The sequence below is a fragment of the Brevundimonas sp. genome (genome assembly GCF_046299595.1).
Lineage (GTDB): Bacteria > Pseudomonadota > Alphaproteobacteria > Caulobacterales > Caulobacteraceae > Brevundimonas.
Genome location: NZ_JBKBHQ010000001.1, coordinates 1,422,272 through 1,439,968, shown reverse-complemented (window position 1 = coordinate 1,439,968; position 17,697 = coordinate 1,422,272). Strand labels below are relative to the sequence as shown.

Sequence of the window (17,697 nt, the reverse complement as noted above, 5' to 3'; positions counted from 1 at the left end):
GGCGTTCATGATCCGCATGCTCATGGCTCCCCTGCTGGTGTTCGTGATTGCGCTCGTCTCGGCGCAGGCGGAGACTGGTGCCGTGCCCATGGACCATCAGCCCCTCATCATCGCGCACCGCGGCGCCTCCTTCGAGCGGCCCGAGCATACGCGCGGCGCCTATGAACTGGCCATTGCCCAGGGCGCCGATTTCATCGAGCCCGATCTGGTCATGACGCGCGACGGCGTGCTGGTGGCGCGGCACGAGAACGAGATTTCCCAGACCACCGACGTGGCCTCCCGTCCCGAGTTTGCGGACCGCCATACCAGCCGCGTCATCGATGGCGTCAGCGTGAGCGGCTGGTTTACAGAGGACTTCACCTTGGCCGAGCTGCGCACACTTCGCGCCCGCGAGCGCCTGCCCCAGCTCAGGCCCGGCAATCAGGCCCATGAGGGCGAGGACGGCATTCTTACCTTTGCCGAGGTGATCGCGATCGCGGCGGAGGCCTCTGCCAGGCTCGGGCGCGAGATCGGCATCTATCCCGAGCTGAAGCACCCGGCCTATTTCGCAGCCCGCGGCCTCGACATGGAAACGGCCCTGCTGGCGGACCTCGATGCGGCGGGTCTGAACCGCCAGGGTGCACCGGTGTTCATCCAGTGCTTCGAGGTCGAGCCTCTCATGCGCCTTCGCGCGCGCACACCCCTGCCTCTGGTGCAGCTGCTGGGCACGGGCGCGCCTTACGACCGGCCATACTGGAGCATGGAAGACATACTCTCTCCTGATGGTCTGGCGCGCATCGCGACCTATGCCGACGCCCTGGGTCTCGACAAGGCGCACCTGCTGGGTGACGAGGCTGTGGGCCGTCAGCGCATCGCCTGGGCGCGCGCCCACGGGCTCGGCGTTCATGTCTGGACCTTGCGGCCCGAGAACCATTTCCTGCGCGAGGACATGCGCCGGGGCGACCGGGCACGGCCCGACTATCTGCGCCTTCAGGGCGAGCACGGCAGCGAGGCGCGCCTGCTGGCGGACATGGGCGTGCAGGGTCTGTTCACCGACGCCCCGGCCCTGACGCGCGCGGCGCTGCGCCCCTAGCTGATACCGAACTGAAGCTCGGCCAGCCGCGCATAGAGGCCCCTGCGCGCCATCAGCTCGGCGTGGGTGCCGGATTCGGCCACGCGCCCGTCATCGAGCACCACGATGCGGTCGGCCTTCAGCACCGTGGCCAGCCGGTGCGCGATCACCAGGGTGGTGCGCTCGCCCATGGCCTCGGCCAGTGCGGCCTGCACAAGGCGCTCGTTCTCGGCATCGAGCGCGCTGGTGGCCTCATCGAGCAGCAGCACGGGTGCCGAGCGGATCAGGGCGCGGGCGATGGCGAGGCGCTGTCGCTGACCGCCCGAGAGGGTGCGGCCCCGCTCTCCGAGCGGAGTGTCAAAGCCCTGGGGCAGGGCCTCGATGAAACCGAGTGCCTGGGCCTTGGAGGCTACGGCGCGCGCCTGTTCAAGGCTCAGCCCCTCGTGGCCAAAGGCGATGTTCTCCAGCGCCGAGCCCGAGAACAGGGGGGCCTCCTGCGACACCCAGGCCATGCGCTCTCGCACCGCTGCCGGGTCGGCTTCGCGCAGGTCCACGCCGTCAAGGGTGATCGCCCCGGCCTGAGGGTCGTAAAAGCGCAGCAGCAGGCGGAACACCGTGCTCTTGCCCGCACCCGATGGCCCGACGAGGGCCACGGTCTCGCCGGGACGCACATCCAGATCAAGACCACGCAGCGCTGGCAGGTCGGGCCTGCCCGGATAGCTGAAGGCCACATCGCGCATGACGATATGTCCGCTGGCCGGCTCGGGCAGGGCCCTGGGCGCAGCCGGAGCAGAAATGGCGGGCCTTGCGCGCAGGATCTCGTCCACCCGCGACATGGCGCCGGCGGCCTTCTGGATGTCGCCCCAGCTCTCGCCCAGGGCGCTGACGGCGCCAGCGGCGAACACCGAAAGCAGCACGAACTGCAAAAGCGTGCCCGCGCTCATGGCTCCGGCGATGACATCGCGCGCGCCCAGCCAGAGCACCCAAGTCACTCCGCCGAACATCACCAGAATGATCATGGCGGTCATCAGCGCCCGCGCCCGCATACGCTTGAGCGAGACGTTGAAGGAGGCATCCACGGCCCCGCTGAAGCGGCGGGTGGCGCTTTTCTCGCGGCCGAAGGCCTGCACCGTCTCGAGCGCCTCGATGCTCTCGCCGGCAAAGCCGACCGCATTGGCGAAGCGGTCCTGGGTCTGCTCGGTCAGGGCCCGCACGCGCCGCCCGTAGAAGAACAGCGGAACGATCAGCAGCGGCACCACCAGAAGCACCAGCCCGGTCAGCTTCAGGCTGACGAACAGGAGAAGGATCACCGCCCCGATCAGGGTCAGCACATTGCGCAGGGCATAGGACACCGAGGTGGTCAGCAAGGTGTCGATCAGCTGAAGATCGGTGGTCAGGCGCGAGAGCACCTCGCCGGTTCGGATCGCGTTGAAGAACGACGGATCCAGCCTCAGCACCTGGGCAAACAGCCCCTGGCGCAGGTCCGCGACGATGCGCTCACCGGTCTTGGTCACGTAATAGTAGCGAAACGCCGTGGCCAGACCCAGCGCCAGGGCATTGAGCGCCAGCAGGCCGAACCAGAGATTGACCGCCTCGACCCCGCCGTCAAAGCCGTTGTCCAGCGTCGCGCGCGCGCTCACCGTCAGGCCCAGAGACGTCACGGTGGCCATGATCAGCCAGAAGCCTGCGATAAGCGCGTCGAGCCTGTGGTGGACCAGATAGGGCCACAGCCGCAGCAGCGGCCGCACGTCGCGGGCCCGCGGGCGCTTGCCCCCGGCCTCGTTCATCTGCTCGATGAGGACGGCTCCGGCCGAAGGGCGCCCGCCGTGGCGGTGGTCGTGAGTCGTCGGGTTCGCACTCGATTCGGTCATATGCCTCTTGCCTGACGGGGCCTTCGCGTGTAATGGCACGCCCTCCCGCCGGTGGCCCGGCGGGTTTTCGCGTTTCTGCCCACCCACATATGGGTGCGGCCTCTAGCTGGATCGATGGCGATGAAGAAGGACATTCACCCCGACTATCACTTCATCACGGTGGTGATGACGGACGGGACGACCTATCAGACGCGCTCGACCTACGGCAAGGAAGGCGCGACGCTGAATCTCGACATCGACCCCAAGACCCATCCGGCGTGGACGGGCGGCAACCAGCACCTGCTGGACCGTGGCGGGCGCGTGTCGCGTTTCACCAACAAGTACGGCGGGTTCCTCGGCAAGAAGTAAGCCGATCAATCTCTGCGTGGCCCGAAGGTGCATTCGGGCCACAGTCGGGCGCCGGTCGAAGGACCGGCGCTTTTTGTTTTTCCGGAACGCCGTTAAGGTTTGGGCGGTTGTCTCCGGGATGGATGGGGCTTTCGTGCGAAAGGTGACGGGTAAGAGCATGAGCAAGGGCGGGTTCAGTCGGCGCGACCTTGGCACCGGCGCCGCTGCGCTGGGCGCTGCCGCACTGGCGGGCCGGGCCAGCGCCCAAAGCGGACCTGGCATCAGCGCGGCCGGCCAGCCAGCACCGGGCAGCCGCTCCGAGTTCTACACCAGTTTCAATGATCAGCTCGCGCGCGTACGTGCCGATCTGCAGCCCGACATCCGCCGCTTCTACGAGGCGCAGGACTGGCGCCCGGTCTGGACCAGCGAACAGCGCCGCGCCCTAGGAGAGATTGCCAACCTCGCCCCGCGCCATGGCCTGTCGCCCCAGGACCATTTCGATTTCGTCGGCCTTGCCTCCGACCCCTCGCGCGCCGAGATGCGCACCACCGAGGCCGTGTTCGCCTATGCGCGCGTGCTCTCGGAAGGGCGGGTGCGCCCCGAGAGCGTCGAGAGCCTCTGGGAGATGCAGCGCAACCGTGCGGACATCGCCACGGGTCTTGGCACCGCTCTGGCAGCCAACCGGCTGGTGGACTGGATGGAGTCGCTGGCGCCCACCGATATCGGCTACACCAATCTTTCTGCGGGCTATGTGCGCTATCGCCAGCTGGCCGAGCGCGGCGGCTGGCCGGCCTTCCGTGCCGGTGCCCGCATCGATGTGGGCGGCACCGACAGCCGTATCCCCGCCCTGCGCGCCCGCCTGCTGGCCGAAGGAGACATCACGCGCGAGCAGGACGCCGTGCTGGCAGGCACGGGCACGCTCTATGCGCCGTCTCTGGAGGCGGGCGTGCGCTCGTTCCAGACCCGTCACGGCCTGCTGGCCGACGGCATCATCGGTCAGGCGACCCAGAACGCCCTTACCGCCTCGGCCGAGGATCGCGCCCGCCAGATCGCCCTCAATCTGGAGCGCCGCCGCTGGCTGCGCCGCGAGCTGAGCCCCGAGCGCATCGAGGTGAACACGGCGGCGGCCATCATGGTCTACTGGCGCGACAACCGCCCGGTGCACTCGAACCGCGTCGTGGTCGGCACGCCGCGCAACCAGACCCCCAGCCTGGAAAAGCCCTTCGCCTCGGTGGTCGCCAATCCGCCCTGGTATGTGCCGGCCTCGATCGCGCGCAACGAAATCCTGCCGCGCGGACCGGCCTATCTGGCCTCACAGAACATGTACATCGCGCCGGGCGGCAATGTGGTCCAGCGCGCCGGGCCGAATGCCGCACTGGGTCTGGTGAAGTTCGAGCTGCGCGACAGTCACGCCATCTTCCTGCACGACACCCCGTCCAAGGCCGCTTTCAACAACGCCTACCGCCATCGCAGCCACGGCTGTGTGCGCGTGCAGGATGCGGTGGAGTTCGCGCGCCTGCTGCTCTCGCCCGATCCCGCCCAGCTTGGCACCTTCGATAGCGCCATCGACAGCCGCCGGACCCAGAGGGTCGAGACGGGCCGCGAGATTTCCGTGCGCCTGCTTTACTGGACGGCCTTTGTAGACGGTCAGGGCCGGGTGGCGTTCCGCGAGGATGTCTATTCGCGCGATCAGCGGCTGGCCGAGGCGCTGGGCATCAATCTGTCGCTGCCGCGCGTCATCGATGACGGTCGCGCCGACCCGCGCGACGTCGGACCCTAGGGACAAGCCAGTCCTGGAGAAAGCGCGGCGCCGCTCAGGTCCGACGCGCGAAGATCGCCCTGGTCAGACAGGAAAATACGAGGCGCCCGTCCTCGTCCAGCAGGTCGTGCTGGGCGATGATGATGCCGCGCTCATCGCCGACGGGATCCTTGCCCATTACGGTCATGCGCCCGCGCAGCAGCTCCCCGGCGGGGGGGTGGCGGGCAAAACGCAGGGCGTCGGTGGCCAGCATCTTGATCTGGGCCAGCCCCTGAGCCCGCTCGGTGAACAGGCGCGACCACAGACAGAACATCAGGGCTTCGGGTGCGCCCTTCTCGCCGGGCCAGCCCGGCACGAAGCGGTCGATGAAATCGGTCATGGCGCGCGGCTCGACGGCGCAGGCACCCAGTGCGATCACCTGTCCGACCTCTAGATCCTCGTAGTGCAGCGCCGCAGGGCTGACGGGAAAGGGGGGCTCGTTGTCGCTCATGGTGTCCGCCGCAGATCAAGGGCCGTGACGCAGCGCCCCTCCCGCCGGTCAGGGTTCCTCAGAGACCCTCACGAGAAGCTTGCCGTCGTGATCACCCGTAAACAGGCGATTGAGTGCGGACAAGGCCTGCTCGATGCCCTCGTCAACGTGGACCTTCCACTGAATCTTTCCGTCCGCGACCCAGGGGCCCATCTCGTCGAACATCTCGCGCGCGCGCGGCACATAGTCGAGCACGAGGAAGCCGCGCACGTTCAGGCGCTGGGTGATGATCCGTCCCAGGTTGGGCGAGGGCGGCGGGCGCGTGGCATTATAGGCCGAGATCAGTCCGCACAGGGCCATGGTGCCGTGCACCTTCAGGCGGTTGAAGACGGCGTTCATGATGTCGCCGCCGACGTTCTCGAAGCTGAGATCGATGCCGTCCGGGCACAGACGGTCCAGCGCCTCGCCCACGTCTTCGCCCTTGTAGTCAATGGCGCCGTCAAACCCGAGTTCCTCGGTCAGCCAGCGGCACTTGTCCGGGCCTCCCGCGATGCCGATGACGCGCGCGCCCTTCTGTCTGGCGATCTGACCGGCGATGGAACCCACCGCACCGGCCGCGGCCGTGATCACCAGGGTGTCGCCGGGCTTGGGGCGCAGAATGTCCGTGACGCCGAAATAGGCCGTCATGCCGGTCATGCCCATGACGCTGAGGTTGGCGGTCAGCGGCAGGCCGGGCACCTTGCGCGTGGGACAAAGTCCGCTTTCATGGACCACGGCATATTCGGCCCAGCCGCCCGCGAGCGGCGTGACCAGATCACCCCGGCTGAAGCGGGACGAGCGGCTGTCCTCGACCACACCCAGGGTGAGACCCCGCATCACCTCGCCCAGCGCCACGGGCGGCAGATAGCCCTCGGCATCATTCATCCAGGTGCGGTTGGTAGGGTCGAGCGACAGATAGACCGTGCGCACCAGAACCTCGCCATCGCCAAGCGCAGGAATGGGCACCTCGACCAGTTCGAGATCGCCGTCCTGAACGAGGCCCTTGGGCCGCTGGCGCAGCACCCACTGGCGGTTGGTTCGCGGAAGGTTCGGCTCGGTCATGGCTGGCTCCTGTGCCTGATGCGCGCTCGGGGCGTTTTCTTTGAGAACGCTCATTTGAGATCAGGCGGACCGCACTGGCAAGGGCCGTGGCGATGAGGCCCAAAGAAAAAGGCGGGCTCCGTTAGGAACCCGCCTGAATAGTCGCATCATCGAGAAAAGCGCGGAGGCAGCAGACCGTTTCGGTATGGGAAGCGGTCTCAAGTCGGGGGGGCGTTGCCGCCTCCGCACGCCAATAACGATGCTACGCCGCAGGGGTTCCGATGGTTCGCCAAAAAAGTCGCAAGTGGCCGTGACCAAGCTTCACCGGAACGCAAATCGCCGGGCCTGCGTTGTTCTGGAACGCGGCGGGCCGCTGTCCGCACGGCGATCCGGGCGGCACGCCAGACGGCATCATTCACAGGAAAGCGCCATGACGAACTCCAGCGACGATCGTCCCAGGGACGAGAACGACATCAACTACACCGATCGGGTGGACCCTCATTCCCATGCAGCCGATGCCGTCGAGGCGGGACGGCCAGTAGAGGCCCAGTATGTGCGTCAGGGCCGCAAGGGCGGGCGCATGGTGATGGTGCTGGTGGTCTCGGTGACTCTCGCTGTCATCGTGCTGCTGGGCTATTTCGCCCTGTCGTCTCCGGCGATTGACGAGCAGACCTCGGCCACGCCCGAGCCGGCTGCCGTGGCCACTTTTGCCGAGGACGGCGAGCCGACCGCGCCCGTTCAGGCGGAAGCTCAGGCCATCGAGGAAGCGGGCGAGCCAGCGGCCCTGCGCGAGCAGGACGTCCCTGCGCAGTAAGCGGCGCGGCTGCTGCGCCTCCTGAGGAACTCCGCGTGCAGAAAAACGGCGGCTCCGGTGCGGGGCCGCCGTTCCTGGTTTTCAGGGCTTTCCGGTTTGGCCCCCCGCCTATGCGGGCACCTTCTCGCGGCTGGGGTGGAAGAACAGCGCCTGGCTGATCGCCGCCTTCACCGTTTCGGGCTGGAACGGCTTGGTGATCAGGAAGGTCGGCTCGGGCCTCTCTCCGGTCAGCAGCCGCTCGGGGAAGGCGGTGATGAAGATCACCGGCACCTTGATGCTCTGCAGGATGTCCTTGACCGCATCGATGCCGGACGAGCCGTCGGCAAGCTGGATGTCGGCCAGCACCAGGCCCGGGCGGCGGCGCGAAACGGCGTCCACGGCTTCGTCGTGGGTGGTGGCCACCTCGGTGACATTGTGGCCGAGTTCACGCACCAGAGCCTCGATGTCGGTGGCGATGACCGGCTCGTCCTCGATGATCAGCACGTCGGTGGCCAGCTCGGCGTCGATCTCGCGCTGGGCGTCGCGGATAAGGCCTTCGATCTCGCCCATGTCCGACGACAGGATCTGGGCGGCCTCGGACGGGGTGAAGCCCTCCAGGGCAGTCAGCAGGAACGCCTGGCGCGAGCGCGGCGCAATGCGCATCAGCCTCTGGCTGGGCTCATCGTCGAGGCCGTGGCTGCCCGAGTCCTCAAGGCGCGCGCCCGTGCTCAGCCATATGGCGTGAAAGACCTGATAAAGCGCCACGCGCGGGGAGACCTCGGCATTGAGGGTCTGCTCTCCGGCCGCGAGCGCCTCGAGCGCCACGCGCACATAGTTGTCGCCCGTGGACTGATCGCCCGTGAGCGCGCGCGCGTAACGGCGCACATAGGGAAGGTGCGGTGCCAGCCTGGCAAGTAGGCTCATCTTGATCGTCCCCGACTTGATAACAAGAGCAGTGCCGTAAGCGACGGCGCAGCCGGGCGCTGATCGTGCCCCCTGACGCTCGCCAATTCTTCCAAACGCGCTGTCATGCCGAGGGTTCCGGGCCTGTGGCGGGCCTCGGGCGAAATTTTATCTGCGAAATGGTGATTTTCCGGAACCGTGCAGCCACTGATACCGTTAGGCCAACCAATCGCGCACACCCTCAACGCCTCTCAGCCCGTTCTCCGGGGTCGGCGCGGGTGCTGAGGCGGGCCTATCGAGCGTATCCCAGGGGCGGGCAACCGGATGATGGATCAGGACAGCGGATCAGGGCAGGGGAGTGATCTCCCGCCCCCGGAAGGCAGCGAGGAAGAATTGGACGAAGCCAGACTTCGCCAGCAGGCTATCGGTGTTAAGCTGCGGCACATGTTCGATGCCGTTGTGAACGAGCCTGTGCCAGACGACTTCCTCGACATCCTGCGCCGTGCGGACGCGCGCGGGTCTTCCGGGGGCAACGACGCATGAGCACAGCCACAAGGGCTGACCGATCCCTCGAGGACGACAACGCGTTCAAGACGGAACTGGTCAAGCTGATCCCCCACCTGCGCGCCTTTGCCCGCACACTGACCGGCGATCCCACCGCTGCCGACGATCTGGCGCAGGATGCCATGGTCAAGGCGTGGGATGCGCGCGCCAGCTTCCAGCTGGGCACAAACATGAAGGCCTGGACCTTCATGATCCTTCGCAACCAGTTCTATTCCGACAAGCGCCGCTCGTGGCGGCAGACCCAGCTCGACCAGGAAGCGGCCGAGCGCACCTTGATCGCAGTGGACGATCCCGAGGCCCCCGTGGCTCTGGATGAGCTGCGCCTCGCCCTTGCCGGCCTGCCCGACGAACAGCGTGAGGCGCTGGTGCTGGTGGGTGCCGGTGGCTTTGCCTACGAGGAAGCGGCCGAGATCTGCCGTTGTGCCGTCGGCACGGTTAAGAGCCGCGTCAGCCGGGCGCGCAAGGCGTTGCAGGCGGCCCTGGCGCGCGGAGAATACGGTCGCGACGGCAGGCCTGCTGGCGATGCCATGCGCTCGATCCTCGCCGACGCCGATCGCCTGAGCGGGCGCTAGCACCCGTGTCCAGCCTGAGGCGCAGGCTGTCACGCCGGGGCGTGAGCGGCATCCGCTATCGCCTTGGCGTGGCCATGGCCATTGCCCTGCTGCCCATACTTCTTCTCAGTGCCGTGCAGTCGCGCGCGGCCTTTCAGCGCGATGCCGAGGATCGCCGCAGCGATCTCGTCATGGCCGCAGAGCGCAGCGCCACCACGGCGCGCGCGCGCATCGACAGCGCCGTGATCCTGCTGGAGACACTGCGTCCCGAATCGCTGGGCCTCTACTGCGTGCCCCGGCTTCAGGCGCTGGTCGAGCGGCTCGAGGGCTATGAGGCACTCTATCGTTTCAGCGAGACAGGCCGCGTGGCCTGCGCCTCGCGCGGGGCAATGGGTGTGGGCGATGGCGAGACGCAATCTTCGCCGGAGGGCGAGGCCATCTCTCAGCGGGGCGAGGCGTGGTTCTCGCGCCTGATGGCCGGTGAGCGCCTGGTGACCGTGCGCGCGCCCGAGGCCATGGCCCGCGGTCCGGCCCTTCTGGCCGGTGTGCGCGCCGAGCGCCCGCTGGGCACCTTCGACGGGGCGCTGGTGGCAATCATGCCCATCGAGGACTTCAGGCCCGATGTGCGCGATCCCGGCCTTTCGCAGCACACCGAAGTGGCTCTGATCGACCGCTCGGGCAGCGTGCTGATCGCCACGCGCGATGCCGCGTTCGGCGAAGATGTGCAGGGCAGGCTCTCGCGCTGGACCGCCGATCTGACCTCGGGCCGGCGCGACAGCTTCACCGCCCGCGACGGCGAGGGGCGGCGCCGGGTCTATGCGGGTGCGCCGATCTCGGGGGGCGACATCTTCGTGCTGATGGCGGCCCCGGACCCCGGCCTGTGGTCGTGGGCGCGGCTCAATCCGATCGGCGTGTTCATCATGCCGCTGATGGCGTGGCTGGCGGCCCTGCTGGCCGTGCTGATCTTCACCGAGCGCATCGTGATCCGCTGGCTCGACTATCTTGAGCGCATCGCGGCGGTCTATGCCAAGGGCAAGTTCCACATCCGCCCCGTTCAGGCGCGCAATGCGCCGGCGGAAATCCGCGTGCTGGCCGAGACGCTGGACGAAATGGCCGAGACCATCGGGGCTCGCGATGCGGCGCTGAACGAGTCCTTGGCGGAGAAGGACGCGCTGATGCGCGAGATTCACCACCGGGTGAAGAACAATCTTCAGATCATCTCCTCGCTGCTCAGCATGCAGCAGCGGGCCGTCAGCGATGATGGCGCGCGCGCGGCACTGGGCGACACGCGCCAGCGCATCTCGGCGCTCGCGCTGATCTATCGCACATTGTACCAGAGCGCCGACATCCGCCGGGCCGACCTCAAGGCCTTTCTGCCCGATCTGGTGGGACAGATCCTGGCCAATGAGCCTGATCGCAGCATCGTCGTCGACAGCAGTGTCACTGCCGACAGCCTGATCATCGATCCCGACCGGCTTGCGCCTGTGGCCCTGTGGGTGGTGGAGGCCGTCTCAAATGCCCAGAAGCACGCGTTCCGGGGGCGCGGGGGCAAGCTGTGGGTGCGCTTTTCCTGCACCGCTCAGGAGTGCGTTCTCGAAGTCGAGGACGATGGCCCCGGCGCCATGCCCGAGGCCATGGCATCAGGCGTGGGCATGACCCTGATGACGGCTTTCTCGCGCCAGCTGCGCGGGCGGGTGGAGGTGACGCGCGGGGCTGCGGGCGGGGTGCGGGTGTGCCTCACCTTCCCCAAACCTCACATGGCCGAGGCCGACTGATCTGCGGGCGGGAACCGCAGGGCGTCATCGCCGTTCTCTGTGGGCAAGTCAGAACACCGGGTATCAGGGCCTGCAGCCCCGACCCTCCGCCAGACAGGAGCGTGACCATCATGCGTAAGTTCTTCGTTCTTTTCGCGGCTGCCGCGGCCCTCACCACCGCTGCGTGCAACACCGTCGCCGGTATCGGGCGTGACACCCAGGCCGCCGGTCAGGCCGTCGAGGACGCCGCGCGCGACGTTCAGTAAGACCTGCCTTTCAGGACGCCATCGCGGCGTCCTGGCATATCCCTTCGGCACCGCCTCATGCGAGGGCCGGAGGTGTTGAGACCCCGCCGCACGCCCCCCGCGGCGGGGTTTTTCGTGCTTGGGCGACGGCGCCGGGACCACAGCGTCTCTACTCCGGTCGGCGGGCTCTTTTCGCCCCTGTTCGGGCGCGCTAAAGCGATTCTCCGATCTGCCCGGAAGCGCGGCCCGCGAAGCTGGCTTCGGCCGGGGCGATCAGGGGGGAAACATGGGCGACAGGCTTGATCGCAACGCAGAGCGTCAGGGCATGGCTTATGACGGGCCTGCTTCGGAGGCACCTGCAAGGCTCAGGACCGTGGTGGGAGCCTCGGCGGCGGGCAACGCCTTCGAGTGGTACGACTTCTTCATCTTCGGTGCCCTGACCACCATCATCGCGCGGCATTTCTATTCGGAGGTGGGCGAGGCCACCAGCTATATCCTCGCCCTGCTGACGTTCGGTGTCGGCTTCGTCGTGCGGCCGCTGGGCGCACTGGTATTCGGCTGGTTCGGTGATCGCACGGGGCGAAAGCGCACCTTTCTGGTCACCATCACCCTGATGGGCGTTGCCACCGTCGCCATCGGCCTTCTGCCCGACTACAGCCAGGCGGGCATCATCGCGCCGGTCCTGCTGATCACCATGCGCATCCTGCAAGGTTTTGCGCTGGGCGGAGAATATGGCGGCGCGGCCATCTATGTGGCGGAGCACGCACCTGACGAGCGACGCGGCTATCTGACGGGCTGGATCCAGACCACCGCCGCGCTGGGCCTGATCGGCGCGCTGGGCGTCATCATCATCACCCGCCTGATCGTGGGCGCCGAGGCGTTCGGCGAATGGGGCTGGCGCATCCCCTTCCTGCTGTCGGCCTTCCTGCTGGTCATCTCGCTGTGGATCAGGCTGAAGCTTAACGAGAGCCCGGCGTTCAGGCGCATGGAGGCCGAGAGCAGCGAGAAGCGCGCGCCCTACCGCGAGGCCTTCGGCACCTGGCGCAACGGTCGCTTCGTGCTCATCGCCCTGTTCGGCATCATGATCGCCCAGGGCGCGGTCTGGTATGCGGGCTATTTCTACTCGCGCTTCTTCATGGAGCGGGTTCTGAAGGTCGATGCTGCCCTGGTCGATCAGGTCATACTGATCGTGACGGTGATCTCGGCGTTTCTCTATGTCTTTTTCGGCTGGCTGTCAGACAAGGTGGGACGCAAGCCGGTGATGCTGTTCGGCATGATCCTCGCCCTCGTCACCTTCTTCCCCGGCTTCAGGATGCTGACCGAGGCGGCCAACCCGGCGCTGGCACGCGCCCAGATCGAGAGCCCCGTCAGCGTGATTGCCGATCCGGCCACCTGCTCGGTCCAGTTCGATCCGGTGGGCAAGGCGCGCTTCACCTCCTCCTGTGATCTGGCCAAGCGCGCCCTGACCGATGCAGGCATCAGCTACACCAATGTCGAGGCCGTGCCAGGTTCCGTGGCCAGCGTGCGCGTAGGCGCCGTGAGCGTGGCATCCATCGAGGGCAGCAGCCTCTCGGCGGCCGATCTGGCGGTGGCCACCGCAGAAGTGCGCCAGCGCGTGCTCACGGCCCTGGCCACGGCGGGCTATCCCGAGCGCGCCGATCCCGACCGGATCAACCTGCCGCTGGTGATCGCGATCCTGCTGGTGTTCATCGTGGCGGCGACGGCGCTTTATGGCCCCCAGGCGGCCGCCCTCGTCGAGCTGTTTCCCACGCGGGTGCGATACACGGCCATGAGCCTGCCCTATCACGTCGGCACCGGCTGGGTGGGCGGAATGCTGCCTGCGGCCAGCTTTGCTCTGGTGGCCGCATCGGGCGACATCTATTTTGGCCTCTGGTACGCCATCGGTTTCACCGCAGTGGCGGTGGTGGTGGCCCTGCTGTTCCTGCCCGAGACAAGAGGGCGCAATCTCGATGCCATAGGTCAGGACGAACCTGAGCGCGCGCGGACCTGAGCGCGCCCTCGTGCGTTGGGTCTGGCGAGGAGATCATCATCATGAGTGAAGACAGCCGCACGCTCGGTCAGGGCCTGATCCGCGAACACGCCATCATTGCGGGCAAACCCGTGACCTCGGGCTCGGACACCATCGCCGTGGACGATCCGGCGACGGGCGAGATCATCGGCCATGTGCCCAACCTCGGCGCGGACCAGACCGAGACGGCCATCAGCGCGGCCGCGAAGGCCCAGCGCGACTGGGGCCGCGAGAATCCGCACGAGCGCGCTGCCTTCCTGCGCCGATGGGCGGCACTCATCGACGATCACGCCGAGGCCCTGGCGGCCCTGATGTCGCTCGAGAACGGCAAGCCGCTGGAAGAAGCGCGCGGCGAGGTCTCTTATGCCAACGGCTTCATCAAGTGGTCCGCCGGAGAGGCCGAGCGCATCATGGGTGAGAGCCAGCGAAGCCCGCTGGGCCATACGCTCATCACCCTGCGCGAGCCGGTCGGTCCCTGTGCCCTGATCACGCCGTGGAACTTTCCGGCCGCCATGCTGACGCGCAAGCTCGGCCCGGCCTTTGCGGCGGGCTGCACGGCGGTGGTCAAGCCCGCGAGCCAGACGCCCTTTACCGCCATCGCCCTGGTCGAACTGGCGCAGCAGGCAGGCCTACCCGATGGCGTGCTCTCGATCGTCACGGGCGAGGCGGGGCCGATCGGCGCGGCCCTGACCGGCTCGGATCACATCAGAAAGCTGAGCTTCACCGGCTCGACGGGCGTGGGGCGGATGCTGGCAGAGCAGTGCGCGCCCACCCTCAAGCGCGTGTCCATGGAGCTGGGCGGTGCCGCGCCCCTGATCGTGTTCGAGGATGCGGACATCGACGCCAGCGTGGACGAGACCATCAAGGGCAAGTTCCGCAACTCGGGCCAGACCTGCGTCTGTCCCAACCGCGTCTACGTCCACAAGAAGGTGGCCAGGGCCTTCGCCGAGGCGCTGGCCGAGAAGGTGGCCGGTCTCAAGGTCGGCAATGCCTTCACCCGCGGCGTGAAGATCGGCCCGCTGATCGAGGACAAGGCACTGGAGAAGGTCGAGGCCCACATCGCGAAAGTTACCGCCTCGGGCGCGCGCCTTCTGACCGGGGGCAGCCGTCACAAGCTGGGCGGGCGCTTCTTCGAGCCCAGCGTGACCCTTGGCGGCGATGACACCCTGTTCCGCACCGAGGAGACCTTCGGCCCGCTGGTGCCGGTGTTCGCCTTCGAGGACGAGGCCGAGGTGATCGAAAAGGCGAACGACACGCCCTATGGCCTCGCCTCCTATCTGTTCACGCGCGATCTGGACCGGGCCATGCGCGTGGCGCGGGCGCTGGAGAACGGCATCGTGGGCGTGAACACGGGCCTGCTCTCGACGCCGGTGGCCCCCTTTGGCGGGGTCAAGCAGTCCGGTTACGGGCGCGAGGGCTCGACCCACGGCATTGACGAATATCTCGACATCAAGGCCGTGACGCTGAACCTGTCGTGACGCCTATTCGGTGATCGGCGTGGCCGGTGCGGGCGCGGGACGTGCGGCGAACTGGCCCCCGCGGCGATAGCGCCACAGATAGGTCGGTGCCACGGCCTTCAGACCGGTGGGCGTGATGCCGAGCGCTTCGAAGCCTTCGGCCCCCTCGGCGACAACATTGTCGCGCGCCAGCATCTTGACCTGATCCAGCGTCAGGGGCGGGGTGATGCCCACAGAGGCGATCAGATCGCCTTTCCAGCCGATGAACCGCGCCACCGGACCGGGCAGGGGAACGAGCGCGCGGCGGCGACCGGTCTCGCTCATGATCAGTTCGAGAATCTCGCGGAAGCTGTAGGTGGCCGGGCCGCCCAGCTCGAAGGTGCGCCCGGCCAGCGCCCCGTCGCTGACGCAGCGCGCCACCGCTTCGGCCACATCGCCCACGAACACCGGCTGAAAGCGGGTATGGCCACCGTCGATCAGCGGCAGGGCCGGCGCAAAGCCCGCCAGGGTGGCAAAGCGGTTGAGGAACCCGTCCTTGGGACCGAAGATGATCGAGGGGCGGATCACGATGGCGCCCGGCACGATTTCGCGCACGCGCCGCTCGGCCTCGCCCTTGGTTGCGGCATAGGCCGAATCCGAGCCCTCGTCCGCACCGATGGCCGAGATCTGGACCAGCCGGGTGATCCCGGCATCGCGGCACGCCTCGGCGATATTGACGGCTCCGTCCACCTGAAGGGCGCGGAACTTGCGACCGGGGCCCTCGTGCAGGATGCCGACCAGATTGACCACCGCGTCCGATCCGCTCACCAGACGGGCGACATCTTCGCGGTTACGGATGTCGCAGCGCTCGGGCTGGATCTGTCCCACATCGCCCAGAGGGCGCAGGTCAAAGGCCAGATGGGGACGGCGCACGCCCACACGCACGCGATAGCCGAGGCGCGCAAGGGCTCTGACCACCTGGGTTCCGACAAAGCCGGATCCGCCGAAAACCGTTACCTGCCTGATCGAGAGAGGCTGGACGCGAAGGGAAGGAGCGCTCATCTGGGTCTGCTCGCAGCATCAATTTTCGGACGACCGCCGAGGCATCACCGGCAAGCGCCTCGGGGATTTGTTGCGCCGGGCTTAGACCAGAGCGCGCCCGCCCGCAACGCGTCAGAAGTCGCAGCATGGCGGTGATATGCGCAAAGGATGATGCAAGGTGATTGACCAAGGACCTCGCCTCGTCTATGCGTCCGCGCCTTCGATCGCTGTTGGTGATCGGCCCAGGTGGCGGAATTGGTAGACGCGCTGGCTTCAGGTGCCAGTGACTTAACGGTCGTGGAGGTTCGAGTCCTCTCCTGGGCACCATCGCAATGCAGGATCGAGACGCCTGAAACGGCACCGCGCTCACGCCAGAGCCGGTGCCGTTTTCGTATCCGCCCGGCCACGGCGATGACATGGCAGCGCGCAATGATCGCCAAACGGGGCGCGGCGGCTTATAGGCGTTGTGCAGCGGCTGTTTTGCCGACGTTCACCTGAACAGTCTTATGAGAAGCGCGTGACGATCCATCTTCATCAGGGCGACCTGCCCTCCGGCATCGATTTCGGCACCAGCGTGGCGGTGGACAGCGAGACGCTGGGCCTTTCGCTCGGCCGCGACCGCCTGTGCCTCGTGCAGCTCTCGGCCGGGGACGGCGATGCGCACATCGTGCGCTTCGAGCGCGGGAACTACGACGCACCCAATCTCAAGGCCCTGCTGTCGAGCCAGAACGTGCTGAAGATCTTTCACTTCGCCCGCTTCGATGTGGCCATGTTCGAGCGCCATCTCGGCGTCGTGACCCGGCCGGTCTACTGCACCAAGATCGCCTCGCGCCTGTCGCGCACCTACACCGACCGCCACGGGCTCAAGGACGTCTCGCGCGAGCTTCTGGGCATCGAGATTTCCAAGACCCAGCAAAGCTCGGACTGGGGGGCGGACGTGCTGTCGCCCGAACAGCTCGCCTATGCGGCCTCCGACGTGCTGCACCTGCACGCCATCAAGGCCCGGCTGGACCAGATGCTCGAGCGCGAGGGCCGTGACGAGCTGGCGCGGGCCTGTTTCGATTTCCTGCCCACGCGCGCGCGGCTCGATCTGGCCGGCTGGCCCGACATCGACATCTTCGCTCACGCCTGATCGCGCGCCATGAACGAGCCCCTGCCCCCCGATGCGCAACGCGAGGCCCTGGATGCGGCCGACCGGACCCGTGTGGTGCAGGCCGCCGAGCGCTGGAAGTCGCGCTCGCGGCGGGTGCGTTTCATGCGCCGGGCCCTGCCGATCACCATCGCGGTGCTCGCCGGCCTGACTGCCCTGTGGATCGGGGCGCGCTCGGTGATTTCGGGGCTGGAGGCGCGCGCGGTGCGCACCAGCGAGATTCGCCTCTCCAACCCCATGTTCCACGGTCAGGACGGACAGGGCCGCAGCTTCGTCATCGGCGCCGAGCAGGCCGTGCGCAGCCCCCGCGACCAGAGCTTCCGGCTCGACGGCCCCCTGTTCCGCCTCGACCTTTCCGCCGGGCGTGTCACCGAGATCCGTGCGGGCGAGGGCATCTATGACGAGCGCTCGCGCCAGCTCGTCATGCGCGATCAGGTCCGCATCACCGACGGCGGCGCGGGCTTTGACTTCACCACCGACGAAGCGCGCATCGATACCCGCAGCGGGCGCATCACGGGCGAGCAGGGAATCACGGGCCAGGGGCCTGTGGGCACGCTCGAGGCTTCCTCCTACGAGATCACCGACGAGGGGCGGCGGGTCATCTTCCGCGGCTCCGGCGATGATAAAGTGCGCGCCACTCTCAACACGACGCGGCAAAGACGCTAAGAACACCC

Annotated in this window: 17 protein-coding genes and 1 tRNA gene; 13 read left to right on the top strand and 5 right to left on the bottom strand. The window is 67.5% G+C overall.

Annotation, left to right across the window (positions count from 1 at the left end):
* Positions 1–7: 7 nt before the first annotated feature.
* A complete protein-coding gene (locus ACK4E3_RS07190) occupies positions 8–1,072 on the top strand; it encodes a glycerophosphodiester phosphodiesterase family protein (protein ID WP_409698416.1) in 1,065 nt (354 codons plus the stop codon).
* Here the strand turns inward: ACK4E3_RS07190 and ACK4E3_RS07185 are convergent.
* Positions 1,069–2,922 carry an ABC transporter transmembrane domain-containing protein gene (locus ACK4E3_RS07185; RefSeq protein ID WP_409698413.1) on the bottom strand — a complete coding sequence of 618 codons (1,854 nt, stop codon included), beginning with the start codon at positions 2,920–2,922 and terminating at the stop codon, positions 1,069–1,071. The genes ACK4E3_RS07190 and ACK4E3_RS07185 overlap by 4 nt on opposite strands.
* Positions 2,923–3,042: 120 nt before the next feature.
* Here ACK4E3_RS07185 and rpmE point away from each other — a divergent pair, with 120 nt between their 5' ends.
* Together rpmE and ACK4E3_RS07175 are read left to right on the top strand one after the other, a co-directional pair.
* Complete coding sequence (rpmE, locus tag ACK4E3_RS07180; RefSeq protein WP_409698410.1) at positions 3,043–3,270, top strand: 50S ribosomal protein L31; 228 nt, start codon at positions 3,043–3,045, stop codon at positions 3,268–3,270.
* Positions 3,271–3,427: 157 nt separating this feature from the next.
* Positions 3,428–5,029, top strand: coding sequence for a murein L,D-transpeptidase (locus ACK4E3_RS07175; protein ID WP_409698407.1), 1,602 nt, complete (start codon positions 3,428–3,430; stop codon positions 5,027–5,029).
* Positions 5,030–5,063: 34 nt separating this feature from the next.
* On the opposite strand, the gene ACK4E3_RS07170 is transcribed toward ACK4E3_RS07175, so the two are convergent.
* Positions 5,064–5,498 (bottom strand): acyl dehydratase, encoded by a 435-nt coding sequence (locus ACK4E3_RS07170; protein WP_409698404.1) that lies wholly within the window; start codon positions 5,496–5,498, stop codon positions 5,064–5,066.
* A 48-nt stretch (positions 5,499–5,546) separates the two neighbouring features.
* Positions 5,547–6,578 carry an NADP-dependent oxidoreductase gene (locus tag ACK4E3_RS07165; protein ID WP_409698401.1) on the bottom strand — a complete coding sequence of 344 codons (1,032 nt, stop codon included), beginning with the start codon at positions 6,576–6,578 and terminating at the stop codon, positions 5,547–5,549.
* Between the two features lie 409 nt (positions 6,579–6,987).
* Here ACK4E3_RS07165 and ACK4E3_RS07160 point away from each other — a divergent pair, with 409 nt between their 5' ends.
* Positions 6,988–7,371, top strand: a complete 384-nt coding sequence (locus ACK4E3_RS07160) for a hypothetical protein (RefSeq protein ID WP_409698398.1) — start codon at positions 6,988–6,990, stop codon at positions 7,369–7,371.
* A 108-nt stretch (positions 7,372–7,479) separates the two neighbouring features.
* Here ACK4E3_RS07160 and ACK4E3_RS07155 read toward each other — a convergent pair whose 3' ends face one another.
* Entirely contained in the window at positions 7,480–8,274 is a 795-nt protein-coding gene (locus ACK4E3_RS07155; protein ID WP_409698395.1) for a response regulator, read from the bottom strand.
* 306 nt (positions 8,275–8,580) lie between these two features.
* On the opposite strand from ACK4E3_RS07155, the gene ACK4E3_RS07150 reads away from it, so the two are divergent.
* The 6 genes from ACK4E3_RS07150 to ACK4E3_RS07125 all read left to right on the top strand — a co-directional run bounded on the left by ACK4E3_RS07150 (position 8,581) and on the right by ACK4E3_RS07125 (position 14,874).
* Positions 8,581–8,796, top strand: coding sequence for a NepR family anti-sigma factor (locus tag ACK4E3_RS07150; protein WP_409701157.1), 216 nt, complete (start codon positions 8,581–8,583; stop codon positions 8,794–8,796).
* Positions 8,793–9,389 carry a sigma-70 family RNA polymerase sigma factor gene (locus tag ACK4E3_RS07145; RefSeq protein WP_409698392.1) on the top strand — a complete coding sequence of 199 codons (597 nt, stop codon included), beginning with the start codon at positions 8,793–8,795 and terminating at the stop codon, positions 9,387–9,389. The genes ACK4E3_RS07150 and ACK4E3_RS07145 overlap by 4 nt, the downstream gene beginning before the upstream one ends.
* Positions 9,390–9,394: 5 nt before the next feature.
* Positions 9,395–11,143 carry a sensor histidine kinase gene (locus ACK4E3_RS07140; protein ID WP_409698389.1) on the top strand — a complete coding sequence of 583 codons (1,749 nt, stop codon included), beginning with the start codon at positions 9,395–9,397 and terminating at the stop codon, positions 11,141–11,143.
* Between the two features lie 110 nt (positions 11,144–11,253).
* Entirely contained in the window at positions 11,254–11,388 is a 135-nt protein-coding gene (locus tag ACK4E3_RS07135) for an entericidin A/B family lipoprotein (protein ID WP_409698386.1), read from the top strand.
* 304 nt (positions 11,389–11,692) lie between these two features.
* The gene (locus tag ACK4E3_RS07130; protein WP_409701155.1) at positions 11,693–13,378 is read left to right on the top strand and encodes an MFS transporter; all 1,686 of its coding nucleotides are present in this window, start codon (positions 11,693–11,695) and stop codon (positions 13,376–13,378) included.
* Positions 13,379–13,419: 41 nt separating this feature from the next.
* Positions 13,420–14,874: an NAD-dependent succinate-semialdehyde dehydrogenase gene (locus ACK4E3_RS07125; RefSeq protein WP_409698383.1), complete on the top strand. Its 1,455-nt coding sequence runs from the start codon at positions 13,420–13,422 to the stop codon at positions 14,872–14,874.
* 3 nt (positions 14,875–14,877) lie between these two features.
* Here ACK4E3_RS07125 and ACK4E3_RS07120 read toward each other — a convergent pair whose 3' ends face one another.
* Positions 14,878–15,894, bottom strand: coding sequence for a complex I NDUFA9 subunit family protein (locus ACK4E3_RS07120; RefSeq protein WP_409698380.1), 1,017 nt, complete (start codon positions 15,892–15,894; stop codon positions 14,878–14,880).
* Positions 15,895–16,113: 219 nt separating this feature from the next.
* Here ACK4E3_RS07120 and ACK4E3_RS07115 point away from each other — a divergent pair.
* The 3 genes from ACK4E3_RS07115 to lptC all read left to right on the top strand — a co-directional run bounded on the left by ACK4E3_RS07115 (position 16,114) and on the right by lptC (position 17,689).
* Positions 16,114–16,200, top strand: a tRNA-Leu gene (locus tag ACK4E3_RS07115).
* Between the two features lie 190 nt (positions 16,201–16,390).
* On the top strand, positions 16,391–17,005 hold the full coding sequence (locus tag ACK4E3_RS07110; RefSeq protein WP_409698377.1) for a ribonuclease D: 615 nt from the start codon (positions 16,391–16,393) through the stop codon (positions 17,003–17,005).
* 9 nt (positions 17,006–17,014) lie between these two features.
* Complete coding sequence (gene lptC, locus ACK4E3_RS07105) at positions 17,015–17,689, top strand: LPS export ABC transporter periplasmic protein LptC (protein WP_409698374.1); 675 nt, start codon at positions 17,015–17,017, stop codon at positions 17,687–17,689.
* Positions 17,690–17,697 lie beyond the last annotated feature (8 nt).

What these genes read in the sequence shown, in the direction of transcription:
- ACK4E3_RS07190 (WP_409698416.1), top strand. Translation starts at nt 8, where the DNA reads ATGATCCGCATGCTCATGGCTCCCCTGCTGGTGTTCGTGATTGCGCTC.
- ACK4E3_RS07185 (WP_409698413.1), bottom strand. Translation starts at nt 2,922, where the DNA reads ATGACCGAATCGAGTGCGAACCCGACGACTCACGACCACCGCCACGGC.
- rpmE (WP_409698410.1), top strand. Translation starts at nt 3,043, where the DNA reads ATGAAGAAGGACATTCACCCCGACTATCACTTCATCACGGTGGTGATG.
- ACK4E3_RS07175 (WP_409698407.1), top strand. Translation starts at nt 3,428, where the DNA reads ATGAGCAAGGGCGGGTTCAGTCGGCGCGACCTTGGCACCGGCGCCGCT.
- ACK4E3_RS07170 (WP_409698404.1), bottom strand. Translation starts at nt 5,498, where the DNA reads ATGAGCGACAACGAGCCCCCCTTTCCCGTCAGCCCTGCGGCGCTGCAC.
- ACK4E3_RS07165 (WP_409698401.1), bottom strand. Translation starts at nt 6,578, where the DNA reads ATGACCGAGCCGAACCTTCCGCGAACCAACCGCCAGTGGGTGCTGCGC.
- ACK4E3_RS07160 (WP_409698398.1), top strand. Translation starts at nt 6,988, where the DNA reads ATGACGAACTCCAGCGACGATCGTCCCAGGGACGAGAACGACATCAAC.
- ACK4E3_RS07155 (WP_409698395.1), bottom strand. Translation starts at nt 8,274, where the DNA reads ATGAGCCTACTTGCCAGGCTGGCACCGCACCTTCCCTATGTGCGCCGT.
- ACK4E3_RS07150 (WP_409701157.1), top strand. Translation starts at nt 8,581, where the DNA reads ATGGATCAGGACAGCGGATCAGGGCAGGGGAGTGATCTCCCGCCCCCG.
- ACK4E3_RS07145 (WP_409698392.1), top strand. Translation starts at nt 8,793, where the DNA reads ATGAGCACAGCCACAAGGGCTGACCGATCCCTCGAGGACGACAACGCG.
- ACK4E3_RS07135 (WP_409698386.1), top strand. Translation starts at nt 11,254, where the DNA reads ATGCGTAAGTTCTTCGTTCTTTTCGCGGCTGCCGCGGCCCTCACCACC.
- ACK4E3_RS07130 (WP_409701155.1), top strand. Translation starts at nt 11,693, where the DNA reads ATGGCTTATGACGGGCCTGCTTCGGAGGCACCTGCAAGGCTCAGGACC.
- ACK4E3_RS07125 (WP_409698383.1), top strand. Translation starts at nt 13,420, where the DNA reads ATGAGTGAAGACAGCCGCACGCTCGGTCAGGGCCTGATCCGCGAACAC.
- ACK4E3_RS07120 (WP_409698380.1), bottom strand. Translation starts at nt 15,894, where the DNA reads ATGAGCGCTCCTTCCCTTCGCGTCCAGCCTCTCTCGATCAGGCAGGTA.
- lptC (WP_409698374.1), top strand. Translation starts at nt 17,015, where the DNA reads ATGAACGAGCCCCTGCCCCCCGATGCGCAACGCGAGGCCCTGGATGCG.